Origin of the sequence: Nocardia sp. NPDC050717 (assembly GCF_040654275.1) — a bacterium.
Taxonomy (GTDB): domain Bacteria; phylum Actinomycetota; class Actinomycetes; order Mycobacteriales; family Mycobacteriaceae; genus Nocardia.
This window is the reverse complement of the sequence record NZ_JBFAHR010000007.1, coordinates 282092-303937: the sequence shown is the minus strand read 5'-3', so window position 1 is coordinate 303937 and position 21846 is coordinate 282092. Positions and strand designations below refer to the sequence as shown.

Below are 21846 nucleotides of genomic sequence, written 5' to 3'. Positions count from 1 at the left end.
GTGGGGATCAACCGGGTGGAGTGCGGGTGGTCCCCACCTCGCCGCCGGACGCGCGTTCGATCAGTCGGCCGGGAGCGCGTCCCATGACCAGGGTGTGCAGGCGTAGCGGCGGTGGTCGATGGTGACGATGTCGCCGACTGACAGGGATCGGTGGCGGTGTCGGTACCAGCGGCGCGTGTGCTCGACGTCGGCGGGGTGCGGGTGATCGTTTAGTGCGGCGAAGACCCGGTCGAGGACGGCGAAGTCGTCGACATCGCCGAGACGGTCGAGCAGGAACCGATCGGCCAACAGGTACGGGTCACCGGGTCGGTGACCGTGGATCATCGAGCGAGGATCGGTCGCGAGGTGGACGGTGATCATCACCTGTGCGGCGCGGCGCCGCTGTTGACGGAGGAACCGGCGGCGAGCGTGGGCGTAGCGGGCGCGGTGAAACACTGGCGGGTCTCCTCGAGGTGAAGCACAGGGCTGGGGCACCCCGGATGTGGCGGTGCCCCAGCGGACTACGTGCTGTGGGGTGGTCAGGCCGCGACGAGTTGACGATCGCGCGGTGTGGGGATGTGCAGGCCGAGGTGGACCCGGCACTGAGTGCAGAACCCGTCGTCGTGAACCGGGGTGTAGCGGGTGCAGCCCTCGCACCGGCCGGGACGCTGTCCGGGCGGCAACGTGGGACGGGTGGGTCGGCGCGGCGAAGCGACGGAAGTGCTCGTGGCGGGTTGGTGGGTGATGAGGTGGCCGTCGTCGTCGAAGGCGGGGACGTCGGGCAGGTCGGGGTGTGCCATCAGGAACTGGTCGAGGATCCAGACGAGCCATTCGGGTGCGCGGCGGCGAACTTCGAGGATCAGCGCTGAGGCCGCGTCACGGTAGTGGTCGGTGAAGTACGTGCAGTAGGCGATGGCGAGATTGGCGGCGGTGAATCCGTCAGGTAGGGCGGGCAGACCCGTGCGTCCTTCGCCGCGGCAGTAGTCGCACAGTCCGTCGTCGTTGCGCAGAACCCCGTCGCGGATGTGGAGGGGGCGTTGGTCGGTGGTGGGGCGTTCGACGAAGCAGGACACGCACCGCCATCCGGCGACGGGGGTCATCGCGGTGGTGAAGTCGTCGAGACCGTTGCCCGCGAACGCGAATCCCTCGCGGCGGTCGGCGCGGGAGCGCAGCCCGGTCCGTTCGGCGGCCCAAGTGTGGGAGTATTCGGGGGACTTGGTCGTTTCACCGGCGAGGGCGCGTTCGTGGTCGTGTTGGTCGGCGACGTGCACGCAGTACTGGTGATCCCACATCGCCTCGGCCAGGTCGGCGGGCAGTGGTGCTCGTTCACCGGGGTAGCGCGGTGTCCACCCTCGCGGGGCACCGGTGGTGAGGGTTACCCCGCGGGCGATCAGTTCGGCCCAGCGTTGGCGCAGGCGGGCTTGTTCGACGACTTCGGTGTCGACGAACAAGCCTTCCCGCACATAGGTGGCGACCTCGACTGGTTCGGGTTCGGCGGAGCGGCGCTTGCCGCGCGCGAGGACGCGGGCCCGGATCTGCTCGGGCCGTAGGCGGGCGGCGTCGATGCGGCGGGAGGCGGGCATGCTCAGGCGCGGCATCGGGTTGCGCCAGGTCCGGATGGATTGGCGGGGCATGTCCGCCGCGGCGAGCTGGACCTGAAACTTCGCGAACTCCTCGCCCACGCTGGTGCGATTGGTTCTGGCGCGGGTTTCGATGAGCTGGGCCAAGGCGTGGTCGTCGTGGCAGTGCAGGCCGGGGTCGGTATCAGGGACCAACCGCACCAACCGTTCCCGTTCGAGTTCGTCACCGGAGGACCAGCGGGCGCGCAGGCGCAGCAGCGCGGACTCGCGCGGGTAGAGGGTGAAGCACTCGACCATGAAATCCAGGACGTCCCAGTCGGCGTCGGTGGCCAATTCCAGCGCGGGACGGAACATGGTGATCGCGGCTTTGCGGTCGGTGTCGAAGGTGAGCTCGACCGCTTCGATCGCATCCAGGAACGACCGCGTATCTGGCACCGCCACCGATGTTTCGGTGTCAGCCTCTTCTGATGGTGGCTCGGCACCGGAGCCGTCGGAGGGACACACAGCGAGTGCGTGCCAGTCGAGGCCGGGCTCGGAACTGTGCGTGGTGAGGGCGGTCGTGGGGGAGAGGGTGGATGCGTGAACGGACACAGCTGTTCTCCTGACTGGGATGGCGAGGATGGTGCGGCACCCTGGTGCGCTGGAACTGCCACGCCTTTCGCGAAATAGGGGTGCCGGGCTGGGGTGGGCCCAGCCGAGGGCTGTTCGCCAGGACAGCGGGCGACACGACGGCGGGAACGCGCCACCTGCGTGCGGGGGCGAATTCCCCGCGCGCATCACCGGACCGCCGGTCAACGCTGGGACGGGCGCGGGGGGTTCGTTTCCGCCGGGCGCGGGCCCGTGGGCGTGGCGCACGATGGCCTGGTAGCCCTCGAGCGGCTGGGCCCACCCCAGCACGGTGCCCCGACCCACCACCCTCGACCCCGTTCCCCACCCAGCCCAGAAGTCAGGCTGAGTCAATACGGTGGTTGTCGAAAGACTCCGGCACCGGCGAGTACGGGCTCGGCCCACAACAGGTGGGCGCGGCTGGCGGCGTGGGGAGTTCGTTTCCGTCGGGCCCGTAGCCTGGCATCCGATGGCGTGGTAGCCCTCGAAGGGCTGGGGCCACCCCATCCCTTCACCCCGGCCCGCACGATCCACCCGTGCGCGGGCGCGGAATGTGCTTCCGTTAAGCCCGGGTCGTCACAACGACCGCGGCTCCGGCCCACAGACACACTTAGCGTGACGAGTTCAGTGCTAGTCGCAAATCCCCTCAGTCCTGCTCAGAAGCCTTGGCATCGACCATTTCCTCATAGCGGTGTGGTCACAACGACGACTCGCCGAAGCCTGCCCCGACCCCGGCGAGCACTGACGTCTCCCACTGCTCACGCTCGCCGGCGGGTTCGACGCCCCAGTCTGCTCGCTGACCGTCGCTGCTACCTGCTGTGGTGGGGGCGTTGTCCGAGCGGGCGGCGCGGTTCGTGGTGTCGGGCTGGCCGAACCCGTTGCTCCGGTTGCCGCTTCGCGATCGGTCGAGGGCGCGGGTGACTTTGGCGCGGGCGAATCGCAAGCTGGGCCCGATCTCGTCGACTTCGATCTCGTAGACGGTGCGTTTGTCGCCGTCGCGGGTTTCGTAGCTGCGCTGTTTGAGCTTCCCCATCACCAGGACGCGCGCGCCCTTGGTAAGCGACTCCGCGGCGTTCTCGGCCGCCTCTCGCCACAGATTGCACCGCAGGAACAACGCGTCTCCGTCGCGCCACTGTCCAGTGGTGCGGTCGAAGACGCGCGGTGTGGAAGCGACGGTGAAGTTGGCTACCGCGACGCCGGCCGGGGTGAAATTCAGTTCGATGTCGGAAGCCAGATTGCCTATCAACGGCAGTGTTGTCTCGCCGGGCATGGTCGGTCCTTTCTATCGTCGAGAACGCAGAGATCGGTGGTGTTTTCGATCGGGTCGCTGTACTGACGGGCCGCGGTATCAGCCGGTCAGGTCGAGGTCGATACCGAGTTGTGTCGTGACCGTGCGGGCTTGCTCAGCGAGCTTTCTGATCTGCTCAGGCGGCCCACTGGCGGTCAGGGAGTTGAGGAGCGTGACAGTCAACGCGGAGGTCGGGTCCGCGCGGTGGGCGGCCTGCAGGCAGATCCCGGCGAAGACGCCGTCGCCGCGGCAGTAGGCGTCGACGGCGCACAACGTCGCCGCGCTCGCGCGGGCCCGGCCGGTCGTCGCGCGCGCGAGTTGCAGCCACAGCACCTGTGCGGGCGCGCCGTACGGGGTGCCGGTCAGACCGAGCATGACGTCGCGGATGACAGTGTCGGTCAATGCGATCGCGACCGTCGCCAGTTCCTGCGGGGCCAACGGGTCGGGGTGGGCGTCGACGATGTGCGCGAGAACGGTTTCGGCGACTGCCCGCCGGTAGGCCTGGGATTCACCGGCGGCCGTGGCGGCGTCGAGTTCGTCGTGAAAGCGTCGGGTTGCGGATTCGAGCAGCGTTGCGATCCGCGCGCAGGTGAACGGGTCGACCGCGATCAGGTCTTCCAGGTCGGTGCGGGACTGGTGGACCTGGTGGCCGTCGAGCAGCCGTGCGAGGGTGACCGGGGAACTGTGTGGGTCGTCCACGAGCCCGTGGTGGCCGGGTTCGAGGAGATCGTGGAAGGTGGCGCCGGTAGAGACGGTGGGCACCAGCCAGGCGCGCCGCACCCGAACCGTCGTCTGGTGCAGGGTCGCGAGGGCGTGGCGGGCGGTCTGGTCGGCGGCGGGCCGGTCGTCGATAATGACCGCGAAGATCTGCGTGGATTCCTGAGCCCGGCATGCTGATTCGATGAGCTCGACGACCTCGGTGGCGTGTGCCGGATCGGCCGCGGCGTCGAGGTCGAGGCGGATCACTTCACCTAGTGCCAACGAGCCGGGGCGAGCGCTGCGTGGTGACGCGGTGGCGATCGCCACGACCAGCGACTGGGTGGGGACGAAGCCGAGCATGGCGGGCAGCGCAGCGATGAGCGCGCCGACGGTGTCCACCCGCACCGGTGTATCGGAACCGTCGGCACCGCTGGTCGTGGTGGAGCCGGGGGAGACGTGGCTGGCATTCACAACTGGCGTCCTTTCGGAGTAGCGGTGCGCGAGAACGGATTCTGGTCGTGGCGAGTCTGCGGGACCGTCGTGCGGCACGGTGGTCGCGCGGTCGGGTTCGTCCCCTTCGACCCGGACCGCGCTCACGCGGGAGTCCTCAGGCAGCGGAGGCGAACTCGACTTCGGTGTCTTTCGCGGCCACTTCGGCATCGTCCTCGGAGGTGGGGGCGAGGTCGATGGTGTCGGGATCGAGGTCGCCGGTCGCGGCGAGTTCGACGTCGACGAGGCGGAACTGTTCGGACTGGTCGTTGCCGCGCCCGCGAGCGGCGAGGTGTTCACCGACCGCGGCGAGGAACTGCAGGTAGCCGGCGACGGTGTTGCCCTGCCAGGAGTGAGTGCGCCAGCAGTCTTTGTCGAGGGTTGATTCGTGGGCGGCGAGCACGAGCCCGAGCGTGATCACCCGCGCCCGCCCTGCCGTCGCGGCCGACGCGGTCTGGGTCAGGTCCGCGGTGGTGTCAGCGTGGAACAGGGTCAATGCCAGTGTCCGGGCGCGGGTTCCGCCGAGCAGGGTGGTGTCGCGTGCCAGTGAGGTCGCGACGAACTCGGCGCTGCCCGGTGGTGGGGTCCGCAACGCGAGGACACGGGTCAGGAATTCCAGTCGCCGCTTCTTCGCGGCGGCGCCGCGCTTGTTCAGCTCGATCACCCGGCGCCGCTCCTCACGTCTGCGGTTGCTCTCGGCAGCCGCATGCTCGGCAGCGACCCGGGCAAGATCGCGACCATCGTCGTCATCGGGTCGGCCGCCGCTGTTGTCGTGGTCTCGGCGGTGCAGCCCAGCGGTGTCGAGCTGGTCGGCGGGCAGAAAGAAGCTGGGCATCCACACGTCCCGGTACACCAGCCCGGCGACGCTGCGCAGCCCTTCGGCGGGTTCGGTGTCGGGGTCGTCGGCGTCGAAATCGACGGTGTCCGGGTCGATGATCTCCTCGGTGTCCGGGTCGAACAGTTCGGCGTCCTCGACCAGATCCATCGCCACCGCCCACTGTCGTGGGTCGGCATCGATCATCTCGGAACTGACCGGCTCGGCGTCAGCATCGACGAGGTCCTCGGCGGGGATATAGGCGTCGTGGTCGACGGCGACCGAGTCCACTGCGAGGACCGGGTGCCCGGCCGCGGCATACGGCAGGGCCGCGGCGAGCCGGTCCCGGCGGCGCCGGCGGTCGGCGGCGATGAGTTCGGCTTCGTAGTCGAAGTTCCACCGCACCGACGACAACTTCTCCACCGCGGCGTGGTCGCCGAGTTGTTCGTATCCGGCGATCACCTCGAGTTGGTCGAGACTGAATTGACTGGTGTCCAACAGGTTCCGGGCAGTGCTCGATCGGCCGATCTTCCCGGCCTTGCGAACCCGCGCGGTGTCGATTTGCAAGCCCTCGGCGATGCGGGTGGCGGTGGCGCCGAGGTCGAGCATGTAGGAGACTCCGGCGGCGCGCGCGGAATCGGTCAGCTCGATGCGCCGGTCGTTGAGGTTGATCTGATCCAACGCCCGATCGATCAACCGTTGCGGGTCGTCGATCGGGCGTTCGGTGGCTTCGATGTAGACCGGCACTTTCGCGAGGCCGAGAGTACGAGCGATCAACGCCCGCACCTGCCCGTCGACGACCACGACGTGTCCATCGGGGCCGCGCTGGGCCAGGATCGGATCACGCACCCCGAACCGCCGGATCGACTCGACCTCTTTCGGGTGGGCCTCGAGATCGATCTGGTCTTCGGGACGCACGTTGTGGCCGATGACCAGATCAGCGGGGTCCATGCTCACCGCCTCGGCGGGCGCGGGCAGCGGCGCGAGCACGGCGATGGATGGGTCGACGCCGGGCGAGGGCTCCTGCTCCAGGTCAACCGAAGTGTCGGGCTCGAGAGTGGTGGCGGGCACGAAAACTCCTTACGTAGAGGACGGCAATGGCGAGACCACCAGCTGAAGCCGGTGGCGCGTGCCGTGACAGTGAACGAGGGTCAGCGGGTGGTGCGGGAGCGGCGGGCGACGTTGAGCGGGTACAGCCCCAGCGCCCCGGACTCATCGGGGCGGTAGGTCCAGTACCGGCCTCGCCAGCCCCGGAACTGCTCACGCCAGGACTCGATCACCGGATTGTTGACGAGGACGGTGACGGGTCCGGCGGTTCCGAGGTGCTCGCGTCCGGCGAACTCGGACCGTGAGATCGACTCCACGGCGGGCGCGTCGATCGTGGGGGAGGTTGTGCTCATTCGGGGCTCCTGTCAGTGGCGGTGTTCTTGGTGTGGTGTGCGCGGTGCCCGACGACTGCCCAGCTCAGGGTTACGCTGGATGTTTGCTGGCGTCGGGTGGTTGGAAGGGGTGCGGTGATGGCGAGGAGCCGGTGAGTGGGTTGCCGAGGTACGGGCCGATGCTGGCCGCCGCGGGGGCGCTGCCGGTTGATGAGGACCGGTGGGCGTTCGAGCTCAGCCACGATGGGATCCGGGCACTGGCCTACGTCGATGAGCGGTTGCGGTTGGAATCGCGCAACGGCAACGACATCACCGCGGCCTGGCCCGAACTGGTGGGGCTCGCTCCGGCCGAACCCGGTTTCGTCGTCGACGGTGAGATCGTCGTCGAAATCGCGGGCCGGTCCTCGTTCCGGGCGTTGGCCCCGCGGATGCATCAGCGCAACCCGGTCACCATCGCAACCCTGGCCCAGACCTCACCGGCGACGTTCATGATCTTCGACCTGCTTCACATCGGCGACCGGTACCTGGCCGGGCTGCCCTACACCCAACGGCGCGAACTGCTCGAACTCACCGGGCTGGCCGGACCGCATTGGCGAATCCCTGGCCTACTGCCCGGCCCGGGCGCCGAGGCCCTGGCCGCGTCGCAGGCGCTCGGGGCCGAGGGAATCGTTTGTAAACGGCGTGACAGCTGGTATCTGTCCGGGCAACGCAGTCCCGCCTGGACGAAGGTCAAGAACGTGACTCATGAGGAGGTGGTGGTCATCGGCTGGAAAACTGGGACGGGCCGACGGGCCGGGAAGATTGGGTCGCTGCTGGTCGCGGTCCCCGACGACCGCGGCAACCTCGAATACGCGGGCAGCGTAGGAACCGGGTTCACCGCCGGGATGCTCGCAGACCTCCACGAACGGCTGGCGCCGTTGCGACGCGCTGATCCACCGTTCTCCGGATTCGGATCGCCCCCTGCCGGTGTGGTGTGGCTCGAACCGCACGTGGTCGGGGAAGTGGCGTTCACCGAATGGACCGGCGACGGCCGGCTACGCCACCCGTCCTGGCGGGGGCTTCGGCTGGACAAAGACCTCGATGACGTCGAAACGCCCGAAGGAAGACCGTGACAGAACGACGTAGCGACGATCGGTGATTGCCGGTCAGGGCTTGCATTCCGCCGGCAATTCGCGGTTGCTTCCGGTCCTGCTCACGGCGGTACTGGTCCGGCTAGTGTAAGCGGCTGGTCCCTCGTTCTTGGTCGCCCACCAAATCCTGGCCAAGGTGACGGCAGCCACCTATTCGCGGGGAAACAGGAGGTTCGAGACCCATCCCGGACGCCGCCCCAGCTCGGCCGACACCCGCAGCGCTTGCTCCGCAGTCATCGGAGCAGCCCCAGGGAATCCCAGGGGAGCCTGCACGACGCCGCGGGCGATGCGGGTCTGCATGTCGGCAATCTTCTGTGCGTCCCTTCGCCCGTCGTAGGTGAACGAGCACAGGTCGTCGATCGGATCAGGCGGTGTCTGCCTGCCGCGAATGATGATCCGGCACCAGTGCCGCGATCTCGACGTGGCCATCGGTAAGAGGTCGACCCGCTCGATGTCGCCGATTGGGACACTGACCGGTGACTGTTTGGCCTTCCACCGTGGATTCTGATCGAAATGCTCGAACACCAGATGAGTGGGCGTCCACGTCAACGACTTCACTGCTCGGACTCTCCAGTGTCGACACGTACCTCGTTCTCCCGTACGGCAGCACTCCAAGCGTTCGTGTGCTTCATACCAGACGGGGCACCTGCGCGGAGTTTGACGTAGCTGGTTAGCCGAGTATTCAGCACTGAGGCTCGCGTCGAAGATCCGATTGGAAGCCGGACAACCAAGTCTATCCATGGCGCGGTGAGAAGCGGCAACCAGTCAGTGGTCTGGAAACTCAGTTCCGCGTGCAACATCACGACATCGGGGGCGCGGACAATCAACCCATACGGCTGATCCGTCGCTCCGTACTCATTGATCGCTTTGATCATCTGAGGGCGAAAAACAGTCCTCACCCCTGGGGGCGAAATCTGTTGCGGAACGGATTGCGCAGACGTCCTGAAGGTGATCTCGCCACAGTCGAATCGCTGGCCGCCGGGGGCAACCACTGTGACGCTGTGTCGGTGATTCGGGAACAGGACGTGGTCACCCGGCGCGGTATCGATCAGCATCTCAACATTGACAGCGACCTTTGCTGTGGGGTCGCCCCCTACAGTGGCCTCCTTGCGCTCATATAAGTCGGCATGCCCGCGTACAAGATCCAGCTTCGGGACGGTTGCGGCCGGGGCGAGGATCGACAGCAACTCCGCTCGGGTCGCAGCTCGGACGCTTGTTCCCTCCCTCCACGGCACAGCGTTGGTAGCCCATCGAAATCCTACGGCGGGGTTGTTCGGATCCTTCGGGACCTTGGGCAGCTTCACCAAGTACGGTGCCTGGTCCGTCTCGAATAGAAGTGCCACAACCCACCCGTGTTGGGTCATGAACCCGAAGTGGGAGAGTGCCGGGGCGACGTCGAATGCGAAACCGCCGCGCATGCCCTGCCACCAGCTGGCTGGATCCGTGTCGCCCAGGTCGACAACGCGGTGGGAACCCTCGCACAGCCCCACGATCCACAGGATGGGCTGACCGCCAGCCTTGTTCGCCATGCCGCCAAGTTGGCCGGCCTTGTCCTCTTTGGGCCACTCACGTTTGGCTTCGACATGGTCGTCTTCAATCTTGCCGCCAGCGACAACGTGGTTGACGAGCTCGTTCACTCGGATCTCGAGCTGGACCTTGTTCACAACCACAAAGGTACCGGGCCTGCGTGCGCGGCGCGCCGAGATTTCCAAGGGCGGCTAGGGTGCAGTAAGTGTGTGCCGACCTACGTGTCGGAGCGACGGCAGTCCTGTCCAACTGCAGTTCAGGGCGGCAACCACGCCTCGATATTTCGACACTCTATATCGAATTCATAATTCGATATAGAGTGTCGAATTGTCGTTTGAGGTGCGATCTGGTAGAAGCGCGGACGGATACGATTCCTCCCGTGACGGAAGCACTGGGCTTGCTGAAAAGGCAACCCGAAAATACCTGCGCCTAAATGACCAAACCGAAAAGGGGAAACAGGATGTTCTCGACGCCGCATTAACCGAATTGCGTGACGGTGAGAATCCGAACGATGTGGCGGAATCGTCCCCGTTCACGTCCGGGTATTTGCGGAAGCTGGCGCGTGAGAATGGGGTCGAACCGGCCAAGCGTGGTGTGAAGCCGCGCCGTAAGTAGGGCCTCTCCACGGGCGCGCGGGTCCGCGCGGCCAACCCTTAAGACCGGTTTGACGGGTGCTCGAGAATGAGTATGTGACCCCGGACTGCGACATTGTGGACGTCATCGACGAACTTGTTGACTGGCAGCTCAGCAAAGAGCCTTCGGTCTACGACCGCAACGTCAACCAGGCCCGTTGCCCGCATTGGTGGTGCGACGCGGACTTCCACCCGCTGCCCATCAAAAAACGCATGCGGGAAATCCGGCGCCTGTGGCAGCGCAGCGACAGCGAATGGCGGCCCGCATAAGCATGGCCGTGCACTGCGACCGCCACGGCTGCGACACCTGGCAACGTACCGACCCCGAAACCGTCTCCTGGGGCGCGCCGCCGTGGGTCACCGTCGACTTCGGCAACCACATCGGCAATCACATCGTCAACCACTTCCACTCCCTCGACTGTCTCCGCCTTCTCAGCATCGACGCGACAGGCCGGTGCGTGGTTCCCGCGGCGATGGGGGTGTCCGCTGGTGTCCGGTCGGTGGTGCTGCGCTGTGGTATCGCGGCTTGTGAACCCGTTCGCCTCGGTGGGGCCGGTTGCGGTTGTGCTGCGTGTTCTTGCGGGTCGGTGGCATATGGAGGTTTACCCTCGGGAGTTGTCAGGCACGTTCTCGAGGTGGAACGAGGGAGTCATGGCAGGCAAGTTCGAACTGTTCACCGATGCCGCGGACAAAGTCCGGTGGAGGCTCAAGGCGGGCAATGGCGAAGTAATCGCCCAGAGTCAGAGCTACGCGAGCAAAGACGCGGCCAAGAAGGGGATCGCCTCGGTGCAGAGCAATGCGGCCGGGGCCACGATCGTCGACCTCACCGAGGGCGCGGGGTAACTATCCGAAGCACTGAGCCCTGACTGGATGCCGGTAAGGGCTCAGTCGTTGCCGGGGGACAGGGCACAGTCGAACTTCGAGAGTGTCCGAGCACGGCTACGGCTACGACGTCAGCGCCGTCGAAAAGCCGGGATCGGACGATGTGCCCTTTAGCCGTGGGCTACACAAAGGGATGGAGCCGAGCCAGTGGTCCGCAGCATGGACCGCAAACGACCAACCGTAACGTCGAGAACGGAACTACCGTGTTGCAGTGGCAGACCATCGAACTCAGCGAGGCCGCGCTCTACATCGAGCCCGCCGAGTACGGGCGGCCACCGATGACCGATCCTGCGGCAGCGGGGGCGTTGCTTGGAATCACGCGGGATTTCAAAGGCAACGAGAACGCCCAGATATGGGTGGGCTGGACGCACGGATTCATCCGGCTCGGGTTCGGGTCGAGTGCTGTCGAGCCGGACATGCTCGAGCTCGACGAGTGGGAGACGGTCGAGGAAGGGGTGATTGAACTCGGCGCCTCGCCAATGCTGACCCGGACCACGTTGTCACCCATCCGGCCACCCGAACTCGATCAACTCCTGCCGTTACCCAGCGGGTTGCACCGGATCAGGGTCAGTGCTCGCGGCCGGGACCGTGACCGAAACGATGTGGCGATCGCGATCCAGTTGTGGCCCACCACTGAGCGAATCCCCCTTACCAGGATCAAGCACGACGACGCCTTCGGTGTGGATGAGTATGAGCGCCGCCTGTCCAATCGCGGTCGGCACCCCGACCCGGACTTTGCGCTGACCACAACGCCCGCCGTGCCCGAATTGCCCACGATCCGACCGCCGGCCTCGGCCACCGCCGCCACCTCGGTGGCAGAGCAGTGGGCGCGGTTGCACGACACGATCGTGGCGGGCAGCAGCCCCGACGCGTGGGTGCATTTGGTCCACCCCGCCGCGCGCCCGCAGGCCGCGGACGACGCCGAGCAACGCACAGGTGTCGAGTGGCCCGCCGAACTGCGTGAATGGTTCTCCTTGCACGACGGCGGCGGGTCCGCCGACCTGCTGCCAGGCATGACGCTGCTCGGTCTCGACCAGGTGGTCGACGTCCATGCCATGCAGTGCGAAATCTGGGCCGATCTCGCCGCCGAGGACCCTGAGTTCGGGAACGGTCGAACATCCAACGACAACGCACAAGCACCAGCCAGTTCCGAAGTCGGGCAGTTCATACCCCATTTCATTCCGATCGCCGAACGCGACGGCACCATGCTCATCTGCGACACCCGGCCCGGCCCGCTACAAGGCTGTATCACCGAATTCGGCAAAGATACCGCCGACGGCTACCCACCCACCTGGGCCTCGCTGAGCGCCATGCTCGCCGACCTCACCAACAGCATCGCCACCGGTGTCCCCTTCAACGCCCAGTACCAACCCACACTCGACCACACCGGACTGCACTGGACGTTCTCTGCGGCGCCGCCGCACCCCTGAACTCGGGCAGCTGATGCGGACAGGCGAAGAAATGCCATCGAACGGAGATAACCAGAGCTGGCCATGGTGTGAGACAACCAGAAGAACAGCTGGTCACAGCGCTGCCGCATGTCGCGAATTTTGAGACCCTGCACCGAGGCGTGCTCGTGAGCATCGCGTGCGGTGGCGGCGTCATGCTCCGCTTCTGTCGGCGAAGGGTGGAGGACGGCTCCTGTTGTGGTTGTCCACAGAGGTATCCACAACATGTGGATATGGTGAGCGCCGATCATCTCCCGGACCGGCGAGCGGTCGGCCCGCGAGTCCGGCGCACGACGAGTACGCCGCGTCACTGGCTACTCGGGCGTCTCGGGTTCATCGGCGAGGCTGAGGGTTTCCCAGAGTGTGCGGGCGGCGATGTGCGCTGCGAGCAAGTCCACCGGCTGGGAATCGCCGGAGTTCGGTGCCGGGTCACGGACCTTACGCAACCGAAGGAATCGCAACCCGCGCAGCGCGATACCGGTCGCTGCGGGCCCGGATTCGTCGGCGGGGACGGTGAAGACGTCGTAGTCGTGGAGCCGGATCCAGGCCTCGTACCAGGCTTCGGCCGGTTTGCCCTCCCGCCCCGGCGTGGTGTTCTCGTCGGGAGCCCAGTATCGGCAGCGGCACAGGGGGTCGTCGCACCGGTTGAGCGGGGCGTTGCCGACGGGGTTGTAGCGGTCGACGTGCCCGGCCAGCATCACACAGGCGCGGCGGCTGTACCAGGCGCACTCCGGGTGCAAGCCAGGTTCGACGGCGACGCCGCGGAGGTAGTCGGAGGGGCGGATCATCAGCACCAGGGTGTCGTCGAGTCCTTCCCCGCACACCTGACATCGTTTGTGGTGCAACACTTCTGCGAGCCGGTGTGGGTCGATGTTTCCCCATGCCGGGCGAGTGCGGTCGCGGTGGGCGAGGGTGATGTGGGGGACTACGAGTCCTGACGAGATCGGTGCAGTCGCCAGGCGCGCGGGGATCGGAACACGCTCGGCCGCGGGCGGTCGGGAGCCGGGGGCGGCGGACATGGGGGCCTCGAATCTGGAGGTTCAGTGTTGGGCCTGGTGGCCTCGGCCGCGCAACGGTGGGCCACGAGGACGACGGTGGCGGCCTGGTCGGGGGCGAAGGGTGCTTGCACGCGCAGGTGGATCAGCGAGACCAGGCTGGTGGTGGTCGGGGTGCCGGTGTTCCACGGCTCGTAGTGGTTTTCGTCGAGGTCGGGGATCTGGGCTTGCAGCCAGGCGGTGAGTTCTCCGACGTGGGTGATCACGATGTCCAGCGTGTGCCGGTGTGGGGGTCGTGGTCGTAGACAGGCACCACGGTCGGTGCGCCGAGGGCGTGTTCGGTGACCGAGGTCGGCAGCACGGCTTCCTCCCCGCCCGCGGCCCACCACCCGGGCGCGATCACCCACCGGTCCTCGGCGAGGCGGGCGGGGACCAGCCGCCAGCTGATCTCGGACTTGGCGATCCCGAACGGGTCGGTGCCCCAGCGGGTTTCGCGGGTGCCGTCGGGTGTGATGGTGTCGATCGCGGTGGCGTGTTCGATCCGCACCAACGCCATCACCGGCAGGTGATCGGCGATGATCTCGGTGTGGGGGAACACCGCGATCGGTGTCCCCGCGGCGGGCGTGTCGGCGAATGCGGCGTGCCAGCCGATGACCAACACCTCACGCGCGGGCCGGGGGATCGGGAGCAGGCGCGCGGTCCAGCGCGACGGCTCGGCCGCCCCGACCACGGTGGCGTTCACAGCAACCCCCGGTCGCCGTTGCTGGTGGGGCGCAGGTGTTGGACGGATTCGATGAACCGCAGCGGCATGATCACCTGCTCGCCGGCATCAGTGCTCAGGCTGGCATGACGGGCGCCGACAGTGTCCACGCTCAACCGGGCCAGCAGGTGCCCGCCGCGGGTGCGGACGGTGACGGTCAGGTTGTTGTGGCGGGCCTCGTGGAGCGCGGCCACCACCATGGTCGAGGCGACCGAACCGGTCACCGGGTCGGCGACAGGGCCGATGCCACGCAACTGGTTCAGGGCGGCGCGCACCCTGTGGCGCAAGGGGGGAACGGTCAGCGGATAGGTCATCGAGGGTGTCCTCTCAGGAAGGCTTCCAGCCGGAGTACGAAAGGCGCTCAGGCGGTTTCGAGTTGGAGGAGGTCGGCGTAGCGGTCGGCCTCGTCAGGGCAGGCGCAGCGGCAGCGCGGGTAGGGATTCAGGCACGCTTCGCAGAAGCCGCAACTCGGGCAGTGGGGGCCGGCGGGGTTGTCGTACTCTGCCCCGCAGTTGTCGCAGAACCCGTCGTAGAACTCGTAGTCGTAGCTGGCGCCGGCCGGGTATCGGCCCAGCTCGTAGGTGTGGTTTGAGTACCACGAGCCGTCGCGCCAGTGCCCGCGGTGTTCATTGAAGATGTAGGCGGGGTGTTTGTAGGCGGGGTCGACGGTGAGGATGGCGGCTTTGTCGGTGCCCAGCCACCGTTCGAACCGCTCGCGTCCGGCCCAGGAATCCAGCGACCCGAACGGGCTTCGGGGTAGGAAGTCCTCGGCCGCGATGCGGGTATCGGATCGGTCGTCACCTGGGAGGGGGTGGACGTGCTCGGGCAGGATCCCGTTGTGGGCCAGCACGCTTCGCTTGTCGCCCCCGATGGCGAAGGGGTGACAGTTGGCGGTGGTGTGGTCACCGTGGGTGGCGAAGCGGGAATGGAACAGCGCCGGCCCGTCCGGGAACGATGTTCGGGCGTGGGCGAATTCGGTGATCGTGGTCTGTGGGTCTAGGCCGTGGCCGACGATGAGCCGGTCCCCTGCGTGCACGGCCCACCCGTGCCCGTGCGGGTTCGCGACGGCGCCGGCAGCGAGGGCTTCGTAGTCGGCGAGGATGCCGGGTTTGATGACGGTCAGGATGCACATGCGAGGTCCTCCAGGTTGCTGCTGGGCTCACGCGTGTCGGTCGGTGTCAGCGCGGCGAGTTCTGCAGTGAGCGCCGCGTATTCCGGGTGTTCGGCGACCCAGTCGGTGAAGGTGGCCCATTCCCAGCCGTGGCCGGCGACGACGTCGTGGGCGCGCAGGGTGCGGGTGTATTCGACGGTGGCGTGGGCGAAGCCGAGCGCGGCTTGCACCTGTTGACGCTGCAGTGAGCTAGCGAAGACCCGTAGCTCGAAGGTGTGCGCGGGTCGCGGGTTGATGGCGTGATAGCGACCCCACCCGTGGCCGCCGTGCGCGAGGTGTTTGGCTATGTCGCGGATGTCGGGGTCGAAGCTGGCCCATTGCGAGTCGCGGCGCCGCGCCAGTGCGGTGACGTGGGTTTCGTTGCGGTAGACGAGTTTGAGCCACCGGTAGATGTGGGCGGGGGAGTCGAACCCGGCCCGCGACACATGGACGTGGATGCCGACCTCGTCATCGGTGTAGCAACCGAGCAGCCGCAACCTGCCGAGCACAGACCAGGGGAACTCGTTGATCGCGTAGTCGAAGCTCATCGGGTGGGTGACGACTTCGAATCCGCAGCTGATCGACCCGTCGTGTTTGAGATAGCCCACGCCGTCGAGTTCGTTGTTCGCGGTCGTGACCGAGTCGTTGTAGCCGTGGATGGTGGTGCGGAGTTCGAGTTCCAGGCCCAGGAACAGCGGGCCGTGCCCGTGGAAGATCGGGCGTGGGGTGTAGTCGGAGTCGTGGACGCGTGAATCGTCGGGCTGGGCGCAGTCCTCGCAGTAGTCCTCGCGGCCGCGGATCAGAGTGCGGCACCCGCGGCATCGCGTGTAGTCCTCGCGACAGTCCTCACACACCGCCCGGAAACCGTCGACGGTGTAGGAATCGGTGGTGCGCGCGTCGCAGTCGTCGCAGGCGGTGTAGGCCTCGGCGCAGGACTCGCACACGTCACCGCCGGAGAGGACCGCCACGATGTAGGGCGCGTAGCGGTCGCAGTCGGCACACAGGGTGCGGTGGGCTCGGCAACCAGCGCACCAGTAGTCGTCCGCGGTGGTCAGCGCGGTGTCGCGGGCGGGGAGTTCGCACCTCTCGCACAGGTCGAGGGCGGCGACACAGCCGGAGCAGAGGTGTTCGTTCTCGGCGGTCTCGACGAGTTCCGCCGTAGGGCGGTGGGCTGAACAGGTTTCGCATTCGGCGAGGTCGACCAGGACAGCGGTGGGCATGGAATTCCTTCCCTGGAAACGACGAAAGCCCGCACCGACGGGTGCAGGCTCAGTGGCAGGCGGTGGCGAGTTGCGGGCGAGGCCGACTCGTCAGGGACTCGGGGCGGGCGGCGGTTTGGCCGCGGGCAGCGGCACCGGCCGGCTGGAGGCACGGTGGCGCGTCGAGCGGGGTCGCGGTCGGCGGCATTCGCAGTGCGGGAACCGGTTCTCACACGCGAAGCACCACCCGCAGGTGGTGCAGTACCGGCTCACCCGGTGCACGTCGACGGCCTCACAACTACGGCACACCGACCGGCGATACGTGGTGTACCGCTGCGACCAGGGCAGGTGACTCAAGTTCGAATACCAGATCCCGTTGTCCCAGTGGCCTTTCGACTCGTTGAGCAGATACACCTGCTGGTCGAAGCCCGGGTCGACGGTGAGGATGAGCAGCTTGGATGACGCCAGCCAGGATTCGAGTCCACGAAACCCCTGGTGGGTGTCGATCGACCCGAACGGCTGGCCGGGGAGGTAGTCCTCGGCGGCGATGCGGGTGTCGGATCGCCAGTCATACGGGCCCGGGTGCACGCGTTTGGGTAGGACACCGTTGTGCGCCAACACGGTTCGTTTGTCGTGGCCGAGGAGGAAGGGGTGGCAGTTGTCGATGGTGCGGATGCCGTGGGTGGCGTAGCGGGAATGAAACAACGCCGGACCCCGCGGATGCTGGGCACGAACCCGGGCGAACAGATCGATCACTTCCTCGGCATTCATGCCGTGCCCGGTCACGATCGTGGGCCCGGCGATGACGGCGAACCCGTGCCCGTGTGGATTCGCCTCGGCGCCATGCCTCAATGCGGCTGGATCCGGGGCGACGGAGGCGGGGATGAAGGTCAAGAGGCACACAGCACGTCCTCCTGTTCATCGATGAGGTCGGTCAGACGAGCCAGTTCGGCCACCAGGGGCGCGTATTCGAGGCGGTGGGTCAGCCAGTCGGTGAACTGCTCCCAGTCCCAGCCGCCGGCGCGGATCTGGGCGACGGTGAGGTCGGAGGTGTAGGCGATGGAGGACTCGGTGAACGCCAACGCCGCCTGCACCTGGCCGGGGTCGAGAGTGCTGGCGAATACCCGCAATTCCAAGGTGTCGCGCGGGTGGGGGTTGATCGCCTGGTACCGCGGCAACCCGACCGCGTGGCGAGCGCCTTTGGCCAGGTCCTTGACCCGAGAGCGGGTATCGAGCTCGAACGGGGCGTAGCGGCTGGTACGTCGCGCCAACCGCGAGACCTGGTCGGAGTTGCGGTAGATCAGTTTCATCCACCGGAAAATGTGGGCGGGCCCGGTGAACCCGGCCCGGGAGGCATGCACGTGCAACCCGACTCCGGCGCCGGTCTGACATCCCATCCGGGAGAGCTGGTGCAGGACCTGCCACGGGAACCCGGTCAGGGCGTACTGGTAGGTCATCGGGTGGCACACGATCTCGAAACCCATGGGCCGGATCGAGGAATCACGCTTGAGATACCCGAGCGACCCGAGTGCGTCGGTGGCAGTATCTATCGCTACCCCCAAACAGTCTTCGGGCACAACGACTTCCAGTTCCAATCCGAGGAACAACCGGCCGGTGCCATGGAAGATCGGGTCGGGCCGGTAGCTGTAGTTCCACAACGTGTGCCGGTCAGCGCACCGATCACACCCGCGACGTCCCGCCAACAGCGTGCCGCAGTCCGGGCACGAGTGCAGCTCCTGGGCGCACGCCGGGCAGGCGCGGTGGTTGCCGACGACGTAGCGGCTGTGGCGGGTGAACCGCTCGCACCGGAAGCATTGATCGAACAACTGGTGCGCGCAGATCCCGCAGACGAAACCACCGGCATCGGTCCGTAGGCCGGTGAAGGTCACTTCCGTGCAGGACACACACGGGTGCAGTCCGGTCGCACAGTCCGAACACAGGCGCCGCCCGATGGCGGTGTCGGTGAGGGCGAGCGAGCGTGTCCCGCAGCGGTAGCACTGCGCGCAGGTTTGGGCGCATTCGTGGCAGACGATTCCGGCGTCGATCGGCAGGCGTATACCGGGTTCGCGGGATCGGCAGACCCCGCACGGGTCAGGAAGATCGAGATCGGGCACAGCGAACAACCCCTTCCGAAAAACGACGAACGCCGCACCCGATAACCGGGATGCGGCGTGTAAGACAGGACGAAAACGTGGCCGGGCGAACAGCCGAGAGGTCAGGCGGCGCGTGCAGTCGCCAGACGACAGTCGACCAGTTCGCCGAGATGACGGCCCTCGCAGGTAACCAGCGTCAGCACAGGGGAAGACTGGGCGAGCTTGCGCCGGGCGATCGCCTCGAACTCATCGATCCGGCTGGCGTCGATCGCCCCGTAGTGCTCGCCCACATCCTCGTCCAAACCGTCGACGTCAGGGAGTCCGGCGAGACGCCACATCCGCGCGTACAGGCCGAACGCAGTGGTATTCAACGGCGTCACCAAGCTCGCGCGCAGCAGTGACAGCACGACCTCGACCGAGGTCCCCGGCTTGGTCGACACACCGGTCGCGACCCGCTCCAGCAGCTCTCGGGCGTGTGCCCGATAGACGAACTCGGTGGCCATGCGTTCCTCGGTCGCGGTCAACAGCGAAAAGCTGTGATGCAACACGTCAGCGACGTCGGGGTGAGCCTGCTGCGCGCGACCGATCTCGTCCTCGGCCCAATCCTGCTGCCTGAGCGTCGCGAGGAGGGTCGTGGTGAACTCCGATCCAGCGATCTCACGGAGAATCGGTTCGAATTTGGTGAGCTCGGCGGTCATCGGTCTCCTTCTTCGAAACTGTGCGGGCGAGAACGGTTGGGGCGGAACACAAAGCGCGGACCGCCAGGTATTGCGGAGGGCCGGGGCGGCGCGCGGAAGTGGAACCGTCGTCGTTTGTGAAAGACGGTGCAGCGCTGACATGTGCCGTCACGATGCTGGCGAGGGCCCGAGTCTGCGGCGTAGGCTGGCAGGCGGAAGAGCTGCTGGTCGGGCCATTCTCAGGAGATCGAGATGCCTGCTGGCAAACAACGACGGTCCAAGCGCGATCCCGAATCGAGTCGCCGTTTGGACGAAGCTCAGAAATTGATGAAAGCTCGGCGTGAGGCAGCCAGGCGCCGTGAGACCGCGACGATGGACGCGGTCCAGACCTATCTCCACGCGGCAGCAGCGATCCGACAGCGCACCGGCATACACGAGCAGCGCGTCGGCGAGCTCCGCAAGCGGATCGAACAGTTGGACCGCGAGTACGACGCGGAAGTCACGCGATGGCGCGGCCAGCAAGCGGGCGCGGTGACGACGATGCGCGAGCTGGGCGAGACGGAGGCGAGTATCGGTGCACTACTCGAACTCACCAGCAAACAACTTCGGCAACTCACGGCCCTGGCCCGAGCGGCCGGAAAACCCGCCGCCGGTCCCCGCGGACAGGATGATCCGAGTGGGGTGCCAGGTGGAGGGCTGGTCGCCCGAAGTGACGTCGAGGTGGGTCCCGCTGGTCCGCAGGGCTCACTGAAGATTGACGTGCCAGGTCAGAGCTTGGCGTAGCCCCCGGTGTTCCAGACATGCCAACGGAATTGGCTCGGAGCGAGTGGAACACGGTGCGGGACACCGGGCTCGGTCGGATACGGCCAGTAGGCGACACCACATCGGTGGCAGTAGTAGGCGTGACTCCACACACCACGTGCCCTGTTACGCCCTGCCAGAACCTTGCCGCTTCGGTTGGAACGCTTGACAGCGGCGATCAGGATCGCGACGAGCGGCACGGACAGCCCAACCGGAACGATGAACAGCCCGATCAGGTACACGGTGACCTGACCGGGACTACCGCTCGGCGGATGGATCCGCAGCGAGTCAATGCACAAGACGTAGAGGAGCAAGACCAAAACCTACGGCCACGGCGAAGAGGCGACTCGCGGACGGCAGAATCGGCTGCCAGGCCAGGCTTCTCGCGAGCACGGAGCTGTGGTTGTACTCGAGTGTGGATGTGCCAGCGACCGGGAACAAACCGCCGGGCGCGATTCCGACTCCGGCGTACGCACCGGTGCTGTAGCCGCCGTAGGTGCCGTCGGACATGACAGCGGGCACGTTCTGGACCCAGTCGACGCGATCGCACTGCGGACAGGACATATCGAAGTTCACAGGTCCCCCAAGGACATGGTTTCGCTGGAGAAGAGCACGAGAAGTGTGGTACTTGGCAACGAACCGTGCATCGATCAAACACTGGACCGCAGCCACTGTCGATGTGGTGTGAACCACATCCGGCAAATGTTCAGCCCCCGTGCGCACAGGTCGAAACAGTGTCTGCCCCAACCGGTCATAGGTATTGGGCGTGCGCACGGTCGAACGTAGCGTGCGCTCACCCTGCCAGGCAGTCGGGCACTACGTGCGCACGGTTGGACCGGTGTGCGCACGGTCGGCAGGTAGGTCGTTGTCGGTGTGCGCACGCTCGGCCGATGGGTCATTGAAGATGTGCGCACGATCTGTGGCAGCTCTTGCATGCAGCCGTTCGGCATCTCGCAGGATCCGGCTGACCGCGGACCGACTGCGTCCGAGTTCGCGTGCGATGCGTGCGGCGCTCCAATCGTCGTGGTAGCGATGTGTCAGCACCGCGAGGACGGTCGCACGATCGCGACGTCCGCCAGGGTCTTGTTCGCAGATCGACGTCGCCAGCGTCTTCAGGTCGATGTCTGAGCTGATCCGGTCGTCGAGGGATTCCTCGATGAGTTCGGCTGGATCAGACCGCGGGGCGTCAAGTGCCGTGGGTACATCGCCAGCCTGGTGTTGTTCGAGTGTGGGTAGTCGTGTTTGCGACTGAGAGGGCGGCTCGATGTCGGTGGTGGGTTGATGTGCGTGCGCCAGAACCAGGAGGGCTAGTGAACTTTGCGTCATGCTTCCCTCCACGATGAGCGGCCACAGCCACGCTTCGCCGGCGGGCACGCCCGCGGTGATGGCCAGGGCACGTAGCGCGGTGAACGACAGCCAGAAGGCCCCGCCGGCGATCACCACGGTCAGCGCGGTCGCGGCGCGACGTGCAGCCGGGGAGACGGTGTCGGCATGTGCGAGCAGCGCAACGCCGTGAACTGCGGCCAGCAACGCCAGGGGCGGAATGACCGCGACGGTCGCGGCGACCACGGGCAGGGCTGTCGTGTGCAGTACGGCTTGGGTGGCGTTGCCGATCACGCTGACCCCGGCTGCGATGCAGAGCTCGGTCCAGAAGAAGACCTGCGCACGGTCGGTGCGCATGTCTTCGCTCGAAGGGGCCTGGTTTCGGGCCGATGGTG

Annotated in this window: 24 protein-coding genes; 5 read left to right on the top strand and 19 right to left on the bottom strand. The window is 66.6% G+C overall.

The window, feature by feature from the left end; all coding sequences use genetic code 11:
- Nucleotides 1-60: 60 nt before the first annotated feature.
- The 6 genes from AB0H56_RS17230 to AB0H56_RS17205 form a co-directional block, all read right to left on the bottom strand.
- Nucleotides 61-324: a hypothetical protein gene (locus AB0H56_RS17230; RefSeq protein ID WP_357163723.1), complete on the bottom strand. Its 264-nt coding sequence runs from the start codon at nucleotides 322-324 to the stop codon at nucleotides 61-63.
- Nucleotides 325-518: 194 nt separating this feature from the next.
- Nucleotides 519-2150, bottom strand: a complete 1632-nt coding sequence (locus AB0H56_RS17225) for a hypothetical protein (protein WP_357163720.1) — start codon at nucleotides 2148-2150, stop codon at nucleotides 519-521.
- Nucleotides 2151-2862: 712 nt separating this feature from the next.
- Nucleotides 2863-3435: a single-stranded DNA-binding protein gene (locus AB0H56_RS17220; RefSeq protein ID WP_357163717.1), complete on the bottom strand. Its 573-nt coding sequence runs from the start codon at nucleotides 3433-3435 to the stop codon at nucleotides 2863-2865.
- Between the two features lie 78 nt (nucleotides 3436-3513).
- Complete coding sequence (locus tag AB0H56_RS17215; protein WP_357163714.1) at nucleotides 3514-4623, bottom strand: DUF4192 domain-containing protein; 1110 nt, start codon at nucleotides 4621-4623, stop codon at nucleotides 3514-3516.
- A 136-nt stretch (nucleotides 4624-4759) separates the two neighbouring features.
- Entirely contained in the window at nucleotides 4760-6526 is a 1767-nt protein-coding gene (locus AB0H56_RS17210; RefSeq protein WP_357163711.1) for a ParB N-terminal domain-containing protein, read from the bottom strand.
- Between the two features lie 80 nt (nucleotides 6527-6606).
- Nucleotides 6607-6855, bottom strand: coding sequence for a hypothetical protein (locus tag AB0H56_RS17205; RefSeq protein ID WP_357163708.1), 249 nt, complete (start codon nucleotides 6853-6855; stop codon nucleotides 6607-6609).
- A 131-nt stretch (nucleotides 6856-6986) separates the two neighbouring features.
- Between AB0H56_RS17205 and ligD the strand changes: the two genes are divergently transcribed.
- Nucleotides 6987-7946 (top strand): non-homologous end-joining DNA ligase, encoded by a 960-nt coding sequence (gene ligD / locus AB0H56_RS17200; protein WP_357163706.1) that lies wholly within the window; start codon nucleotides 6987-6989, stop codon nucleotides 7944-7946.
- A gap of 168 nt (nucleotides 7947-8114) precedes the next feature.
- Here ligD and AB0H56_RS17195 read toward each other — a convergent pair whose 3' ends face one another.
- Together AB0H56_RS17195 and AB0H56_RS17190 are read right to left on the bottom strand one after the other, a co-directional pair.
- Nucleotides 8115-8522 carry a hypothetical protein gene (locus AB0H56_RS17195; protein WP_357163703.1) on the bottom strand — a complete coding sequence of 136 codons (408 nt, stop codon included), beginning with the start codon at nucleotides 8520-8522 and terminating at the stop codon, nucleotides 8115-8117.
- Complete coding sequence (locus AB0H56_RS17190; protein ID WP_357163700.1) at nucleotides 8519-9628, bottom strand: hypothetical protein; 1110 nt, start codon at nucleotides 9626-9628, stop codon at nucleotides 8519-8521. Before AB0H56_RS17190 ends, AB0H56_RS17195 begins: the two co-directional genes overlap by 4 nt.
- 534 nt (nucleotides 9629-10162) lie before the next feature.
- Here AB0H56_RS17190 and AB0H56_RS17185 point away from each other — a divergent pair.
- From AB0H56_RS17185 to AB0H56_RS17175, 3 genes are all read left to right on the top strand, one after another.
- Nucleotides 10163-10393: a hypothetical protein gene (locus AB0H56_RS17185; RefSeq protein WP_357163697.1), complete on the top strand. Its 231-nt coding sequence runs from the start codon at nucleotides 10163-10165 to the stop codon at nucleotides 10391-10393.
- A gap of 381 nt (nucleotides 10394-10774) precedes the next feature.
- Nucleotides 10775-10966 carry a DUF1508 domain-containing protein gene (locus AB0H56_RS17180; protein WP_357163694.1) on the top strand — a complete coding sequence of 64 codons (192 nt, stop codon included), beginning with the start codon at nucleotides 10775-10777 and terminating at the stop codon, nucleotides 10964-10966.
- A gap of 242 nt (nucleotides 10967-11208) precedes the next feature.
- Complete coding sequence (locus tag AB0H56_RS17175) at nucleotides 11209-12435, top strand: SMI1/KNR4 family protein (RefSeq protein ID WP_357163691.1); 1227 nt, start codon at nucleotides 11209-11211, stop codon at nucleotides 12433-12435.
- Between the two features lie 332 nt (nucleotides 12436-12767).
- Here the strand turns inward: AB0H56_RS17175 and AB0H56_RS17170 are convergent, their stop codons facing one another.
- The 9 genes from AB0H56_RS17170 to AB0H56_RS17130 all read right to left on the bottom strand — a co-directional run bounded on the left by AB0H56_RS17170 (nucleotide 12768) and on the right by AB0H56_RS17130 (nucleotide 19348).
- A complete protein-coding gene (locus AB0H56_RS17170) occupies nucleotides 12768-13277 on the bottom strand; it encodes a hypothetical protein (protein WP_357163689.1) in 510 nt (169 codons plus the stop codon).
- 101 nt (nucleotides 13278-13378) lie between these two features.
- Nucleotides 13379-13714: a hypothetical protein gene (locus AB0H56_RS17165; RefSeq protein WP_357163686.1), complete on the bottom strand. Its 336-nt coding sequence runs from the start codon at nucleotides 13712-13714 to the stop codon at nucleotides 13379-13381.
- Entirely contained in the window at nucleotides 13711-14190 is a 480-nt protein-coding gene (locus AB0H56_RS17160) for a hypothetical protein (RefSeq protein ID WP_357163683.1), read from the bottom strand. Before AB0H56_RS17160 ends, AB0H56_RS17165 begins: the two co-directional genes overlap by 4 nt.
- Nucleotides 14187-14522 (bottom strand): hypothetical protein, encoded by a 336-nt coding sequence (locus AB0H56_RS17155; protein WP_357163680.1) that lies wholly within the window; start codon nucleotides 14520-14522, stop codon nucleotides 14187-14189. The genes AB0H56_RS17160 and AB0H56_RS17155 overlap by 4 nt, the downstream gene beginning before the upstream one ends.
- A 47-nt stretch (nucleotides 14523-14569) precedes the next feature.
- The gene (locus AB0H56_RS17150; protein WP_357163677.1) at nucleotides 14570-15340 is read right to left on the bottom strand and encodes a class II glutamine amidotransferase; all 771 of its coding nucleotides are present in this window, start codon (nucleotides 15338-15340) and stop codon (nucleotides 14570-14572) included.
- Nucleotides 15328-16578, bottom strand: a complete 1251-nt coding sequence (locus AB0H56_RS17145; RefSeq protein WP_357163674.1) for a hypothetical protein — start codon at nucleotides 16576-16578, stop codon at nucleotides 15328-15330. The genes AB0H56_RS17150 and AB0H56_RS17145 overlap by 13 nt, the downstream gene beginning before the upstream one ends.
- 90 nt (nucleotides 16579-16668) lie before the next feature.
- Nucleotides 16669-17409 carry a hypothetical protein gene (locus AB0H56_RS17140; protein ID WP_357163671.1) on the bottom strand — a complete coding sequence of 247 codons (741 nt, stop codon included), beginning with the start codon at nucleotides 17407-17409 and terminating at the stop codon, nucleotides 16669-16671.
- 38 nt (nucleotides 17410-17447) lie between these two features.
- Complete coding sequence (locus tag AB0H56_RS17135; protein WP_357163668.1) at nucleotides 17448-18446, bottom strand: hypothetical protein; 999 nt, start codon at nucleotides 18444-18446, stop codon at nucleotides 17448-17450.
- A gap of 326 nt (nucleotides 18447-18772) precedes the next feature.
- Nucleotides 18773-19348 (bottom strand): hypothetical protein, encoded by a 576-nt coding sequence (locus tag AB0H56_RS17130; RefSeq protein WP_357163666.1) that lies wholly within the window; start codon nucleotides 19346-19348, stop codon nucleotides 18773-18775.
- Nucleotides 19349-19579: 231 nt separating this feature from the next.
- Between AB0H56_RS17130 and AB0H56_RS17125 the strand changes: the two genes are divergently transcribed.
- Nucleotides 19580-20110, top strand: a complete 531-nt coding sequence (locus tag AB0H56_RS17125; RefSeq protein ID WP_357163663.1) for a hypothetical protein — start codon at nucleotides 19580-19582, stop codon at nucleotides 20108-20110.
- On the opposite strand, the gene AB0H56_RS17120 is transcribed toward AB0H56_RS17125, so the two are convergent.
- Nucleotides 20095-20442: a hypothetical protein gene (locus AB0H56_RS17120; protein WP_357163660.1), complete on the bottom strand. Its 348-nt coding sequence runs from the start codon at nucleotides 20440-20442 to the stop codon at nucleotides 20095-20097. The genes AB0H56_RS17125 and AB0H56_RS17120 overlap by 16 nt on opposite strands.
- A gap of 502 nt (nucleotides 20443-20944) precedes the next feature.
- Nucleotides 20945-21808, bottom strand: a complete 864-nt coding sequence (locus AB0H56_RS17115; protein WP_357163657.1) for a DUF2637 domain-containing protein — start codon at nucleotides 21806-21808, stop codon at nucleotides 20945-20947.
- Nucleotides 21809-21846 lie beyond the last annotated feature (38 nt).